Source organism: Acholeplasma equifetale ATCC 29724, from assembly GCF_000687735.1.
Classification (GTDB): domain Bacteria; phylum Bacillota_I; class Bacilli_A; order Acholeplasmatales; family Acholeplasmataceae; genus Acholeplasma; species Acholeplasma equifetale.
The window spans coordinates 54,054-69,992 of sequence record NZ_JHXL01000007.1; the positions used below are offsets into that span (position 1 = coordinate 54,054).

Annotated in this window: 11 protein-coding genes; all 11 read right to left on the reverse strand. The window is 32.7% G+C overall.

Going from position 1 to position 15,939, the window contains the following annotated elements:
- Window positions 1-41: 41 nt before the first annotated feature.
- Window positions 42-1,388: a tRNA uridine-5-carboxymethylaminomethyl(34) synthesis GTPase MnmE gene (mnmE, locus tag T434_RS0104460; protein ID WP_026400077.1), complete on the reverse strand. Its 1,347-nt coding sequence runs from the start codon at window positions 1,386-1,388 to the stop codon at window positions 42-44.
- The gene (locus T434_RS07700) at window positions 1,378-1,956 is read right to left on the reverse strand and encodes an MgtC/SapB family protein (protein ID WP_162150732.1); all 579 of its coding nucleotides are present in this window, start codon (window positions 1,954-1,956) and stop codon (window positions 1,378-1,380) included. Before T434_RS07700 ends, mnmE begins: the two co-directional genes overlap by 11 nt.
- A gap of 21 nt (window positions 1,957-1,977) precedes the next feature.
- Complete coding sequence (locus T434_RS0104470; RefSeq protein WP_035358387.1) at window positions 1,978-2,928, reverse strand: DHH family phosphoesterase; 951 nt, start codon at window positions 2,926-2,928, stop codon at window positions 1,978-1,980.
- The gene (locus T434_RS0104475) at window positions 2,900-3,862 is read right to left on the reverse strand and encodes a DHH family phosphoesterase (protein ID WP_026400080.1); all 963 of its coding nucleotides are present in this window, start codon (window positions 3,860-3,862) and stop codon (window positions 2,900-2,902) included. Before T434_RS0104475 ends, T434_RS0104470 begins: the two co-directional genes overlap by 29 nt.
- Window positions 3,863-4,002: 140 nt before the next feature.
- Window positions 4,003-4,836 carry a hypothetical protein gene (locus T434_RS0104480; RefSeq protein WP_026400081.1) on the reverse strand — a complete coding sequence of 278 codons (834 nt, stop codon included), beginning with the start codon at window positions 4,834-4,836 and terminating at the stop codon, window positions 4,003-4,005.
- 4 nt (window positions 4,837-4,840) lie between these two features.
- A complete protein-coding gene (locus tag T434_RS0104485) occupies window positions 4,841-6,289 on the reverse strand; it encodes a lamin tail domain-containing protein (protein WP_026400082.1) in 1,449 nt (482 codons plus the stop codon).
- A gap of 149 nt (window positions 6,290-6,438) precedes the next feature.
- Window positions 6,439-10,647 (reverse strand): immunoglobulin-like domain-containing protein, encoded by a 4,209-nt coding sequence (locus tag T434_RS0104490; protein ID WP_026400083.1) that lies wholly within the window; start codon window positions 10,645-10,647, stop codon window positions 6,439-6,441.
- A gap of 60 nt (window positions 10,648-10,707) precedes the next feature.
- On the reverse strand, window positions 10,708-12,594 hold the full coding sequence (locus T434_RS0104495) for an extracellular solute-binding protein (RefSeq protein ID WP_026400084.1): 1,887 nt from the start codon (window positions 12,592-12,594) through the stop codon (window positions 10,708-10,710).
- Window positions 12,595-12,642: 48 nt separating this feature from the next.
- Window positions 12,643-14,097 (reverse strand): carbohydrate ABC transporter permease, encoded by a 1,455-nt coding sequence (locus T434_RS07520; RefSeq protein WP_051614412.1) that lies wholly within the window; start codon window positions 14,095-14,097, stop codon window positions 12,643-12,645.
- Between the two features lie 11 nt (window positions 14,098-14,108).
- Window positions 14,109-15,230 carry a carbohydrate ABC transporter permease gene (locus T434_RS0104505; RefSeq protein ID WP_051614414.1) on the reverse strand — a complete coding sequence of 374 codons (1,122 nt, stop codon included), beginning with the start codon at window positions 15,228-15,230 and terminating at the stop codon, window positions 14,109-14,111.
- On the reverse strand, window positions 15,227-15,939 hold a 713-nt coding region (locus T434_RS08050; RefSeq protein WP_162150733.1), incomplete at its 5' end, for an ABC transporter ATP-binding protein. The genes T434_RS0104505 and T434_RS08050, both read right to left, overlap by 4 nt.

Sequence of the window (15,939 nt, forward strand, 5' to 3'; positions counted from 1 at the left end):
TTTATTCCCTACACTATTATATCACAAAGTGATATCTCCTTTTACTTACCCAGACAAAACTTAGAAAATAGCTCATTTAATAAATCACCATAGTGTGTATCACCAACAATATCACCTAATCTGTAAAATGCGTTCGTTAAATCAACTGCATATAAATCCACAGGCATCTCTTGATGAATTGCATCAATCACACTTTCTAATGAATTTTTAGCTTCTTTTAATTTTTGAATGTGTCTTACGTTTGATAAATAATTGAAATCCTTTTCTGTAAGTTCATGCATATCAAGCGTTTTTAATATTGCATTTTCTAAAATTTTGAATCCTTCTTTTTGAAGTGTTGAAATTTCAACTTCGGTTTGGATTTCTAATTTTTTATCTAAATCTTTTTTATTTCCAATGATTACTCTTGGATAATCTTTTGTTTTTTCGAGTAACTCTTTATCTTCATCTTTTAAGTTTTGAGATAAATCTAATACAAGTAAAACTAACTCTGCTTCTTCTAAAGCTTTTAAACTTCTTTCAACACCAATTTGTTCAATTTTATCAACAGTTTTTCTAATACCCGCAGTATCAATTAAATGTAACGTAATACCACCTAAATTGACAAAAGCATCAATCGTATCACGTGTCGTACCTTCAATGTCAGAAACAATCGCTCGTTCTTCATCAAGCAATGTATTTAATAAAGAGCTTTTTCCAACATTAGGTCTACCAACAATAACAGTTTTAACACCTTCTCTGATAATACGTGTTTTTTGAGAGTGTTTAAGAATATCATTCATCTCATCGATTAATTCTATAACAACGGGATAAATAATTTCTTTACTCATCACAACTGCATCATCATATTCAGGATAATCAATATTAACTTCAATTTGAGCAATTAATGTTAAAATCTTTTGTTTCAGAGCTTCAACCATGGCTGAAGTTGTTTTACTTAACGCCTTATTTGCAACCTTAATCGCGTTATCGTTACTTGCGTGAATGATATCCATTACAGCTTCTGCTTGGACCAAATCAATACGACCGTTTAAATATGCTCGTTTTGTAAACTCACCAGGTTCTGCTAAACGGATACCTTGATCAAGCACCCTTTCTAAAACCTTTTGTGTAATAAGCATACCACCATGTGTTGAAATTTCAACAACATCCTCTGCAGTAAAACTTTTAGGTCCTTTAAAAAGTGTTACAACAACTTCATCTAAATATGAACCATCTTCATTTAATATATGGCCATATGAAGCGGTATGTGTCTTAGCTTTTAAAAGATTTTTTCCTTTGAAAATTTGATTCACTTTTTCGATTGCTTCGCTTCCGGATACTCGAATCACTGAGATTCCACCTGTACCTATTGGGGTTGCGATTGCAGCAATTGTATCAAAAATCATTATTCTTCACTTTTTCTTTATTATTTTCTTCATTGGTTACACTTTCAATTTTTCTAACTTGCTTAACTCTTGGTTTTAATGGATTAAATCCACGTTTTAAATCACGTAGTGTAATAAATATTACAACAAATAGTCCAAATGCTAAACCTTCATATACATAACCAGATCCTAAAATTAAACCAAGTACAGCAGAAAACCAAAGTGTTGCTGCAGTTGTAATACCTCGTATAACGTTTCCGCGGTCTTTCATGATAACACCAGCACCAATAAAACCTACACCAGATACAACTTGAGCAATAATTCTTTGTCCTTCAGGATCTGCAATACCTACACCAAATTGTTGGAAAAACATAAAACGTTGAATAACTGCAATCATCATACTTGATAGACCAACTAAAACATGTGCCGAAATACCTGCAGCTTTACCAACATTTTGACGTTCTAAACCAACAATAAATGTAATTAAAAATGTTATAATTCCTGGAATAATAATCATATATAACCATTCATCCCAGTTTAAAATAGATTCTATTAAATTATGATTATCAGGTATTTCAATTAAAATCATAGCTCATCCCCCTCTATATTTTTAAATTAATTTATGTACTTCTTCAATTAAATCATTTAACTCATCCCAATTTTTAAGTGTTGCACCAGCGGCTTTTTTATGTCCTCCGCCTTGGAATTTATTTGCAACGCCATCAATATCAGGACCATTTGAACGAAGGCGAACACGAATATCGTTTTTATCTTCAATAATTAATGCCCAAACAGGAAAACCTTGGATACCACCTAAAAGGTTTACTGTAGAACTTGCTTCTTCATATGATAAATTGAATTCATTTCTTAATGCTTCATTAATAATGAAATATACAAAGCCTTTATCGGTTGTTTTAAGGTTTTGGTAAATATACCCTTTAAAACGAATCATATCAAGTGTTTCAATAGATAAGTGTTGATCAATTTCTTCAACATCAGCACCACGAGTTAATAAAAATCCCGCAATTTGATGTGTCAATTCAGTAACACCGCGATATTTGAAACGACCAGTATCGGTTAAGATACCTGTGTACATAGCAACTGCTCCTGGTTTTGTTACCTTAAATTTTTTAAATTGACGAGAAAAATATGCAATCATTTGTGCACATGATGGGAAATTTGTATCAACCCATTGATAATCACCATATTGGTCAACAGGAATATGATGATCAATTTTTATAACTTCTAATCCTAATGTATATTTTTGATTTGATACTCTATCTTGAGTTGCAGTATCTACAACAATACTTAATGCATCTTGATAGAAACTATCGTCTTTTTCATCAGTTGGTACAACAATATCAGGTCTACCAACAAATGATACAAATTCAGAGATTTCTCCTGTTACATATACTTCTTTTTCAGGAAATGCATTTTGAATAATATTTTTTAAACCAAATTGAGCACCATAACAATCTCCATCAGGTCTTTTATGCCCATAAATGATAATTTTGTTATATTGCTTAATTTTTTTATAAATTGTCTTTAGTATTTTTTCCATGTTCAACGATCCTTTCATCCAAATCCTCTATCATTTTTTTCGCTTCATCAAAACTTTTAAGTGTTGCACCACATGCAAGTAAGTGTCCACCACCGCCATATTTTTTAGCGATATCTACAATTGGTATGTCACGGCTTCTTAATTCAGCAATAACTTTACCTTCATCGTTTTCAGAAAAATTTGCCCAAATTGGTACTTCTTTGATACCTGCCATACCATTAACCATACCTCTTGAAACAGATGCAAACTCTAATCCAGAAGCTTTAATCATTTCATTTGTGTTAAAACGATAAGCAACATTATTTGGACTTAAATTAAAATCAGCAAATTTATTCTTAACTAATCTTCTTTCAAGTGGTTCTAAATAAAGAAAATTATACAACTCTTTAATATCAATTGGATGTTTCATCAGTTCACTTGAAATATATAACGCATGAGGTCCTGTCTCGTGATTAATATATTGAAATCTTCCTGAATCACCAATAATACCTGCAAACATGTATTTTGCAGCATTTAAATTAATCTTTAGTCCATTCTTAATAGCAAACTCTGCAACCATCTCACTACAAGAAATACGATTTGTTTGATGATAAAAAAGATTAGGTGTTAAGTTTGTTTCGTTTAAATGGTGATCAAAGATAATAAGTGATTCAGCTAACTTATATCTTTCATCAGACACTAAATAATCCACCGATGTATCTAAAATAAATGCTAATGCACCTTGATAAGTTTCATCACTAATTTCATCCATTTGAATATCATATGGATAACGATTTAAATCACCTACCACATATACATTCTTATTTGGATAATTTTCTTTAATGACTTCATAAAGCCCTAATTGAGACCCGAATGCGTCTAAATCTGGTTCTTTATGACGATGAACAATAATCGTTTGATACTTTTCTATATACTTTAAAATTTCTTTTTCCATATGCTTTCTCCTTTTGTGGGATAAACCATATTAGTATATCATATTTACATATAAAATCATAGAAAATAAACCAATAATTTGATGAATTAAAGATTAAAATAGAGCAGTATTTTTGCGTACCACCCTATTTTATCGATTAATTATTGCTTCAATTTTTCAATATCTTTTTCTAATCCCGGTGTGAGTGCTTTTCGTCCCATCTTCTTATATCTAAAGTAGAGTTTAAATCCAATATATGTCCCAAGTACAACAACAACATATAAAGCTGTCCAAACCCAAACTAAAGGATTTAATGTAAAGGATACTGAACTTGATATACCAATGATGCCTGTTTCTTCTGTAGGTACTGATTCATGTGTTTGATAGTACTCAACTAATACTTCATCAAATGTGAAAGCTTGAGGATTAATTGAAAGTTGATAAAGGACAGTTGACCCTCCAATATGTTCAAATGAAATTTCAAAACTTTCAATTTCTTTAAATGTGTCCTCCTCATAGAAAACATCTAATTCAATATTAGCAGTATATGTATCCCCATTATGATAATAAAGAACATAAACTGGTAAATCTGCAATTTGAATAAGTATTAAATTCATAGGTTCATATTCATCTTTAAAATGGAATCTTGCAACCATACGTTTATCAAGAGGTTGTCCATCTTTTTGATGAACGATGATATTCATGCCTTTTCTTGCAGTAATTTCATCATTTTCTTTCACATAACCTGCAACTTCATATATATATAAGTCATAGGTTCTATTATTTTGAGTAAATGTGTCTTTTAGATATGGTGTTTTATTATAAAATCTTGATCCTATAAAAAACTCAATATTATCATTCTCGATTGCTTCTTTTCCTAAACGTTGCGTATCTTGTTTCTGATATATAGAATCTGCCAAAGTAAATACAGCAAGAAATCCTAGCCCTAAAAGTAGTGCTACAATCACCTTAAAAGCTGTTTTAAAAAATCCCATTATGTTATGCCCAAATTCCTAAATTGTTTGATTTAGCATATTCTTCAGCGTTCTTAAACCATTGATCAAGTGATACGCCTTCATAAACAAAGCGTTGTTGAGGATCTGAATATGCATTTTGAGAATATCCTAAACGAACCATTTCATAATTAACTAAAACACCATCAGCCCATACTAATGCTAAATATCTACCATAGTTTTCTTTTAATCCGGTTGTTGGATCCCATTGTAGATAAATCTCTTTAGCATTTGCTAGTAATGATTCTAAATGTTCTTTAGCCGCTTGAGCCATTGGATCACCACTGCTCATTTCTCTAGTATCAATACCAACAAAGCGAACGCTATTTTCCATATTTTCACCAGTATCATAAATCCTAAATCTTGCAGTGTCACCGTCATTATTTGAAACATATTTAACACGTATAGCTCCAGTAGGAACATCAAAGTAACTGTTTTCTAAATATGCTTTATCAAATGTAAATGTTGTTGGATAAACTGCTGGATGGCTTCCAAAGACATCAACATAGTCTTTCGCATAAGTATTCCATTCATTAATTTTAAATTCATTACTTGCTATTTTGGTTGTATCTTTACGAACAATGACTCGATTATCTAATGTTGTTAAAGCCCATCCAAACATACCAACTGCATCGATAATACGATGATCTTTAAATGCTAATGCAATATAATCATTACCATCATAATTTAAATTTGCAGTCATATGTGATTTTTGTAGTGTTTCCGTTTTTGCGTTTGTATGTGCAATTACAAATGTTTCTTTTGCTTTAAGTATTCCTGATAATTGAATTGTTGATGAAACTGTTTGTGAACCATTTAAATAAATATCAATCACATATTTTGATAAATCAACATCTTTATCCGTATTATTATAAATCTCTAAAGCGTTATTATTTTCAGGACTTTGCATATATTTAGAGATAAATACACCGTGATTTTCGGTTGGCTCAACAGCAATAAATATAATGATATCACTATCTACCGGAACTTCCATACCTGGTAAATAGCCATTTCCATAGTTAGAGAATAATCCTGGTTCAATATCATCGACCTCTATATATCGAATGTCGATTGCCCCAAGTTTATATGTCTTAAGTTTATTAATTGCCTCATCTTGAGTATATCCAGATAGATCCGGTAATATATTTTTATGTATTGCAAAGTAAATAACTATTTCTGTTCCTTTTGCTACTTTATTACCGGGTCTTAGATTATCACCATATCCAGCAAATGTACCTTCTGGAATGCTGAAATTCACTGTATCATCAAATGTAAATGTAATTGGGGCACCAGTTAATTCATTTAAAACTTCTGCTTTATTTTTTCCTTGTAAAACCGGTAATAAAAAATCTTCCTCAACAGGCTCATTACCGTTACAAGCGATTAATAACGAAGTGAATAAAAGCGTTATCATCAATAAAAATACTTTCTTCATATTGTCACATCCTATATTTTTTTTATCGTAATTAAATTATAACATGATATGTTATAAATACGAACTTCAAAGTGATTTTTGGCTAAATATATAAAAAGAAAAACGGCAAATTGTTTAGATTTGCCGTTCATTTTTATACCGTTTGATAATTACTCAGTTACAGAAATATAAGTAATGCTAATTCCATCAATTCTGATTTGGCCGTTTTTATCACCACCAGAATGAGTGTTCTTTAAAGTAATTGTTGATGCAGATAGATCAGAATAAGTTTTATCTACATTTAATACATCAGCAATCGCTAAATTGATTGGAGTACCTGAATCAAATGCTAATGTACCAATAGCATTATTATTAGAGGCCCCAAACTTATATGTGATTGAAGTAATCTTGTAACCGGCAGCAATTGTTATAACTAGTGAGTTACCATTACCATCGGCTCTGTTTCCATAAATTCTTAAGTCAGTATAAATCCCAATAATCGAGCTTGCGCTACCTTTAACAGCTTTGACTGTAAATATATCCGGATTTAAGCCTAATGTTTCTGCATAATTAGTAGTTTCATCCATATTTGATGATGAACTTGTCCACTGCATGTTTACTGTTACTGGTTGGGTTGGACCAACTGCGCCTTCAGCTTTAACTGTTACATCAATAGTTCCAGTTAATACAACTGTATCATCTTTTTTAACTTTATAAGTTAATGTTACTTCTTCATCAGATGAACCACGTGTAACTGTACCGTTATTAGCGATTACATCTATATTAGATGATGTCCATTCAACTGTAAATCCAAATAAAGCAGTTGTAGGTAATGTTAAGTTTTCTGTAACTTCTTGTTCATTTTCTGGTAAAACTAATGCATTTAAAGCAAGTTCTGCTAATACTTCATCATCGCCTAATGAACCAACAGTAAGTTGATCAGCATCAGTAATTAAGAAGTATGGAGTAGATGCGTTTGCAACAACTGAAGTAATTGTAATTTCAGTTCCTGCAGCTTTACCAGTTAATTTATTAATGATCGCATTAACATTTGCTTCACTTGAGTCATTTAATGCTACGATACGGAATTCAACTTCTTCACCAGTAGCAAGAACAAACTTATAGTATTTACTTTGCTCAAATGTTGCATATGTTTCTTTTAAGAAACCTGTAACTGAAGCTAATTGAAGTTTAGCTGTAGCTAAGTCAGCTTTTTCTTCAATAGCGATTGGGTTAGGTAATCCCGCTGCTTCTTCAACAACTGTGACTAATTGATTCTTAACTGTAGCACTTGGTTGAGCAAATTGGTTCATACCTTGATAAGTCGTAACGTTACCTTCCCAAATTACTAAGTCACCAACGTTAACTTTATTTGCATCTTCTCCTGTAGCACGGAATGCTTGAATACCACCTGTTTCATCTTGAATGTAAATTTGAGCGTTACCAAATGCTTCTGAAACAGATTTAGCAATAACAATACCTTGTACTCTTACAAATGAATCTGCAGCTAATTTGTGTGCCTCTGAAATAGATGTAATTGGTTGACCAACTAATACAACAAATTCAAATTCTTTTTCAACATCATTTAACTTAACTTTAGCAGTTAAAGTAACTTCAACAGCTAATCCTGTTGGAACTACAACTGCACCAGTTTCTGGGTTGATAACTTCATCATTACTTGATGTCCAAGTAATTGTTGTTCCCCATAAACCAGTTGCTGGTAATGTGATTGTAGATGCTGATGTTTGTTCAGGAATTGAAATGTTTGCTCCTGCTGAATCAACTTTACCTTCATCAGTAGTAGGTTCTTCAACGTGAACTTTGATGTTTGATAATGCGTTGAATTCAAATCTTGGAGTTTCATCATTTTGCATGTTTACTGTAACGCCAACTAAATCAACTTTCATACCAACAGTAAATCCGTTTAAGTATTGAGTTATTGATTCAACAGTATTTCCACCATATAATAATGTTCTTGCATCCCAAAATAGGCTGATTGTTTCATCTTTATCATTCTTTAATGTGAATAAGATATTGCCATATTGTTGAGATGGTTTAGCAGTAATTTCTAAGTTTGAAACTGAAACGTTCTTAGCTAAGTATGGAGCTAATCCATCCTTAGTTAATTCAACGTCATTGATATCTGTTGGTGCATAAGTTGAACCAGTTCCTTTAACAGTAATCTTCATTGGAACAATATAAATGTTTCCATTGTAAGTGTCGTAGAAACCTTCTAATTCAACTAATTTATTGCCGTATGAAGCCCAGAATGCATTGATACCGTCAATTGTAGTTTGAGTTGGGCTTGATGCAACAACAAACGGAGACTTATTATCACCGATGTAAATTGAAATTGCACCAGTTTCATCTTGTAATACAAAGTATCTAGCGTTAATCATTGCAGTGATTGAAGCTTGAACTCTTACAGATGCACCTTTAACATAACCGTCACGCGCATCTTGAACGTCTATAATTGGTAATTCACCAACTTTAGTCTTGATTGTAACTGTCTTAGTTTCGCCTTCTCTAGTAATAGTTGCAGTAATTGTTACCTCTTCTTGTCCTGATTCTGGCATTGTAACTTTACCAGTTGCAACATCAACTAACGGAGAATCTGATTCATAAGAGATAGTCGCACCTAACATTGAAGTTGGTAGTGAGATTGTAGCAGCTTGTGCATATTCACCAGCAACATTTGCTTGAATTGCTTCACCAACGATATCTATAATTTGTTCGTTAGTTGCTGCAGGTTCGATATCATCAGCTGTACCACCAAATGCGAATGTGTAGATCGCTCTATCTGTTCTTCTTGAATATAAGAAGAGGTTCATCTTAACAACTAATCCATCAAATAAACGAACGTCTGCAATATTTGATTGATAATAGATAATACCTGCGTTTGTAGTTAATGCTGAGTTAGCAGATGAGTCAAGATTACCACCATCATAATCTGGGTTAACTAAGAAAACGTCATAGTTACCAGAACCTTGAACACGTACTTTAACTTCAACTTGAATATATTCAAAGTCGAATAAGTTATCTTTATTATAAGGATCTGCTTCTGATGTTTCTTTAGCAATTTGTGCTTGGATATACGCAGCAAAGTCATCGATAACTGTTGGTGCAAGTTCTGTTACTTTAGCACTTGATGCAACACCACGAACAGATTTACCTGTTGCATTTTGCAATTGAGGAGCACCATAGTAAAAGTTGAATGCACCATAGAAGTCAAATACTTTACCGACTTCATATTTTTCTTCTGGAGCAGCTTGAGTAAAGATAAATAAGATTCCTGTATCGTCAGCTACCATTAATCCATCTTTATGACGAGCAAGAACTGTTACGCCTTCAATCTTAGCGTATGCGTTTGATTGTGCTGTTTTGCCCCACTCTTTCAGACCAGCAATATCACCTGAATATTCAGGTTCTAATCCTGCTAAAACAGTAAGTTCAAATACTTTCTCTAATGTTTCTTCTTCGCCTTCAAGAGAAAGTGTAGCAGTTAAAATAACTACAGTTTGTTCTTCTGGAAGGAATACTTGACCATTATTTGCAATAATATCAGTATTAGATGATGACCATGTAACTTTAACGCTATATGAATCAACTGCAACGGTTGTAGGAAGAACTAAATCTTTACTTACACCATCAGTTGTGTTAGCGATTAATAGTTTTTCATAAGCTTCTTCTAAGATTGATTCAACTGGTCTTACATCAATTTTCTTAACAATAATTCTAAATGTTCTTGTTACACCATTAATAGATGCAGTTAATTGTACTAATTGGTCAGATGAATCCCAACTTGGTCTTGTAACAGTACCATCAGTTTTAATTAAATCTGTATTATTTGATGTCCAAGACACTGTTAATCCCATTGATGTTGTTGGTAATGTTAAATTACCTGTTGTTTCATAACGATCTGTTGTAGAGTTGTATGTAGCTCCACCAATTTCGATCGCTTGAAGTGCTTCTTGAGGTGTTACTTCTGCTTTAGTTACAGTCACTTTAAATTCTTTAGTGTCTGTAGTTTCATTTAATTTTAATGTAGCAGTTAATGTAACTTCAGTGTTAGCCTCTGGACGAGTAACTTTACCTGTTTGTCCTTCTACTTTAATAATATTTGTGTTAGAAGATGACCATGTAACTGTAACAGTTTTATCTTCAACTGTAACAGATGAAGCAAGTGTAATATCTTTGGTTACACTTGATGAACTGTCGCCTGTTGCATAAACAATCTGTAAAGACCCTTTTGCATCAGCAACATAATCTTGATCTGACTTTTCAGGAGTTGTACATGCTACAACAAACATAATTGCGAATGCTGCAACGACAACAGACATCATAGTCTTAAACCAAGACTTTTTGAATACTGTGTTCAATTTTCTTTCCTCCTATTGGAAATTTTTTAATGTTTATATTAATACCTATCAAAACAATTATTATTGACCTAATGAAGCGGTCTTATATGCATCTTCAAGCGCAGCTGCGATGTTTCCATCACCTAACATAATACGTTCTAATGCATCACCTACTGCTGTTCTTGCACGACTTGAACCGATGAATGCAGGGTCATAGTAGAAATGATCAAATTGTAAGTATGCTGCATTAGCTGCCATTGAAATATATTTTTGATCCGCTGTTGGGTTATTTAAGAAGCTTTGATATGTTGGGTGGTTATAACCTGATTCACGAACTGGTAAGTAACCTGTGTTCATTGCCCAGTCAATTGTATTTTCTGTATTAATTAACCATTTTAAGAATAACCATGATACGAATCTTTGTTCATTTGTACCAGTTTTTAATAATGCAATATTAGTACCTTGTTGGATAACCGCTTTAGATTCAGGTTTATCAGCATTATAAGGAACTGGAGCAACACCAATTTCAAATAAATTGTTAGCAGGAACGTTATATCTTACACCGGCACTTGAACCGATTGTAATAGCAGTTTGTCTGTTAACAAATGGTGTTGAAGCGTATTGTTGATCCCAATATTCAGGAAGTGTAATAAATTGTTTATTATCTTTTAAGAATTGCATTGCTGCTGTAGTATTTTCATCATTTCTCCATAAGTATTGACCTTGGAAGTTTTGATAATTAATACCTGTATATTTACCATCAAATTGTCTTACGAAAGTAATAAATGCGTTACCTAATGAGTCATATGATGCTGGAACGAAGTTTTGAATATTGTTTGATTGTGCCCATTGATTTAATGTAGGAGCCATTTCAAAAATATCTTGCCATGTTTCAGGAACATCTAATCCTAATTGATCTAATAATGTCTTGTTGTAAATCATAACTTCAGTAGATTTATTGAATGGTAATGAATAATATGTACCCAATGTATCATATTGTGAGTTTTCTTCACGGTATGATTGAATGATGTCATCTAATGCATCCGCGCCATTTAATCCCCATGTAGCATTGTAGATATATGGGTTTAAGTTAATAACCGCATTACCCGCTAAGTATTCTGCAACGTGGTCCGGATATGCTTGAACCATATTTGGCATTGTACCAGCTGTAATTGCATAAATCATTTCTGTCTTAAGTGAATCATAGTTACCTTTGCTATCTGGAATTTCAACTACAAAGTTGTATCCACCATTTTCTGGTTTAGCATAGTAATCATGGAATGATTGAGCATATTTCTTTAATAATTGTTGGTTTGCATCACCCATAGCATGCCATAAAACAATCTTAATTTCTGTCTTAGGAATGCTTGTTGGGATTGGTGAAGGTAAAACATTTAAGATAATTGTTTCGTTAGCAACAATATTATTTGAGTTAACGACACGAATCTTAATTGTATATTTACCTGGGAATGTTAAATCATAGAATGATTCAGCATCTTCAACAACTTGTAACTTATCTGTAATATCACCGTCTAATTCGTCAGTTGCAGTAATACCGTTTAATGGATCCCAATCGCCTGTACCAATATAGAATTCTTGGTTACGTACAACACCTGAGATAACTGGAGCTTTTGCTGATCCACCACCTCTAGGTTTAATTTCCAAAACGATTGTAACTGGATCTGCTGCTAAACCTTTAGAATCTGAAACAGTGTAAGTAATTGAGTATGTACCTGCTTCTTCAGTAGTATTACTTGCAGTCCAACCAACTACTTGGATATTTTTAGTGATATCACCATCTTCAGGGTCTGTAGCTGTAATCCCTTCTAATGGATCAAATGGATCACCTTGTGTAATTGTAATGTCTTTTGCGCCATTGATTACTGGTTTTTGGTTTCTCGCTTCAGCACAAGCGAATAAACTTAATGAAATCAATGCTAGCATTGCAAAAGAGAATATTCTTTTCATTTACTTCTTTTCTCCTTTTTTTAAATTTTTTTAAACTTAAGAATAAGATTAACCTTTTGTTCCACTTCTTCCCACACCAGTAACAATATATTTTTTAAAGGTGAAGAAGACGATTAATAATGGAACGGTTACTAATGCACTCGCAGCAACTTGTAAGTTTGTTAATGGTCTAGCATCGGAACCTGTACCTACCGTAAATCCTTCATTACGGAGAGCAACAGAAATTAACCAATGATCTTTACCTGCAACAAGTTGTGGCCAAATGTATGCATCCCAAGCACCTAATACTGAAAGAATAACGATTGTAATAATTGTTGGGGCTGCAACCGGAATCATAACACGAGTTAAATATTTAAAGTCTGTACATCCATCAACTCTCGCTGCACGATATAACGTGTCAGGAATTTGTTTGAAGGATTGTCTTAAGAAGAATATATAGAATACAGAAGTTAAGAATGGAAGAATTAATGCATAGAATGATTTATCTGTTTTTACCCATCCAAGATTAGAAACAGTTACATAGTTTGTAATTGTGTAAAGTTCTCCTGGAATCATCATTGTTGCAAGTAAGATTGAGAAAATGAAATCTCTACCCTTCCAATCTAATCTTGAGAATGCAAATGCCGCTAAAATTGTAATTGTTGTTGTACCAAGCATTGTTGTAACACCAACAAATAATGTATTTTTAATATAAGTACCAAATTGTAATTCTTCTAATACATATTTGAAGTTTACCCATTGCATTTCTCTTGGATCAACGAAGAATGATGGTGACATGTCGTTGACAAGTGTATAGTTATCTTTTAATGCTGTAATAATCATCCAGTAGAATGGGATGAAAATGAACAATGCCATGAGTGTTAAGAATGTATAAGTTGCGACTAATCGAATCACTTTAACTATAAGTGCTGAACGATTAAGTTTTTCAATATCTTCTTGTTCTTTAGATAATTGAGTAAACTTATATTTCTTTTCTTCCTTTAAGAATAGATTTGCTGTTTTCTTATATAAAATGACAAACCCTTGACCTAATTTAACAAATCTTTCTTTCATTCTAATAAATGTTTTCTTAACACTTTCAATAAATCCGTGTTCTACTACAGTTAATGAGATTTCTTGAGCAAGTAAAAATCTAATAACTGCAGAAACTATATTTAATGTGATTAAGTCAAAGAAAGCTAATAAGTATTGATTACGATAACTCCAAACATCAATTTCAATATTTTCTTTATCGAAGAATCGTTTGAAGCCCATGAATACTAATGGAATAAATACAATTAAGTACGCAATGAGTGAACCAATAATTAAGTTCATTTCTGCTGTCATAATTGTCATACCCATAACAACATGTTCAACTTGTTCAACTGGTAAGTCCATTCTTTCAGGAAGTTGTAAGGCATTGAAGAATACAAAGAACATTACTAATCCTACAATAGCAAGTACTAATTCAAATAATGTCGCAAGTAAATCTAGTACTTTCATTGATTTTGTTATACGTTTCATGAAAGCACCTCCTAATAGTGTACTCGTTTTTTACCAGCCCAGAATTGAAGAGCTGTAAACACGAGTATTATGCCAAATAGAACAATAGATGCTGCAGCTGCATAAGATAATTGACCATTAGTTGTAGCAAATTGTAAGAAGTCATATACATAGAATACAATTGTTCTTAAGTCAATTGGTCCATTAGCACCCGCTTGAATTTTACCTGTTGTACCAATAATAGCGACAACAGATGAATATGTTTTAAATGCTCCAATCATTGATGTAATTAAAATATAGAAAATCATTGGAGATATTAATGGAACTGTTACACGCCAGAATGTCTTAAGTCTGGATGCACCATCGATTTGTGCTGCTTGATAATATTGTTTATCAATACCTTGAATACCAGCTAAGAATACGATGATCTTAAATGCTAAACCATTCCAGATTGTATAAACAAGAATAACTGTTAATGCTGACCAGTATGTTGCACCAGATGCAATCCATGCAACAGGCTTACCACCTAACCAAACAATCACTTGGTTTACTAAACCAAAACTCATTTGAGGTGTTGTGGCAGGGTCAGAACCTGCTGCAACCCAGTTAAGATAGTTGTTAATTTCAATACCATTGTTTTTAAACATAAATGCGAATACTAAACCTAATGCAATTGAGTTTGTAACATATGGTAAGAAGAATACAGATTGGTATAAACCTTTAAGAGGTTTAATAGATGCCATTGATACGGCAATTAATAATGCAACAATAACACTCACAGGCACTGTAATGATTGCCATATAGAATGTATTAAAAATCGCATTAATAAAATCTTCATTATTTAAAACATAGGTGTAGTTGCTGGTTAATGAAATGCCATCAAACAACCATTTATGAGCATCAGCATCAAATCCATAACCAACATAGAATGAAACTAAGAATGAGTTAATAATTGGATAGAATGTGAATACACTTAAAAGTATCATTGCAGGTAAAAGATAGAAGATAGCTTTTAACCAATGTAGCCAATTTGATAAGAAAGGTAAAAATCTTTCTATAAATTGGTTACAAGCTCTAAAGAATTGTTTAATTTTCCAACCAACTTCAGCGAAAAACTCTTTCACTGGAGCAGGTTTAGGTTGTTTTTCTGTCATTTTACAACCACTCCGGTTTCTTTATCAAAAATGTGAACCTTATTTGTTTTTACACCTATAATTACATCTTTTTCTACATCAACAGTATCTGAATCAACTAAAGCTCTAATTTGAGTTCCTTCAACTTCAAATCTAATTAATGTATCTCTACCAATTGTTTCAACATCATATTGACCAACTGGAATTTTATATCCTTTTTCAACAACTCTGAAATCTTCTGGACGAATACCAATATTGTATAATCCATCTTTAACGTTAGTTTCAGAAACAACGAAATCTTTACCTAAAATAACCTTGCCACTTTTAACTTCCCCTTCAACTAAGTTAATTGGTGGAACTCCTAAGAATTTAGCTACAAACGCATTCACTGGGTTTGTGTAAATGTCTTGAGGTTTTGCGAATTGTTGTTCTGTACCAAAATTCATAACAACCATATAATCAGAAATGCTCATCGCTTCTTCTTGGTCGTGAGTAACGAAAATGGTTGTAATTCCCGTTTCTCTTTGAATACGTTTAATTTCTTCACGAGTTTGTAATCTTAAACGCGCGTCAAGGTTTGATAGTGGTTCATCGAGTAGCAATACGCGAGGCTTTTTAACAAGTGCACGTGCAATCGCAACACGTTGTTGTTGACCACCTGATAGTTGGGCTGGTTTTTTGTCAAGTTGATCAGCAATACCAACCAAAGTAGCCATTTCTAAAACTAATG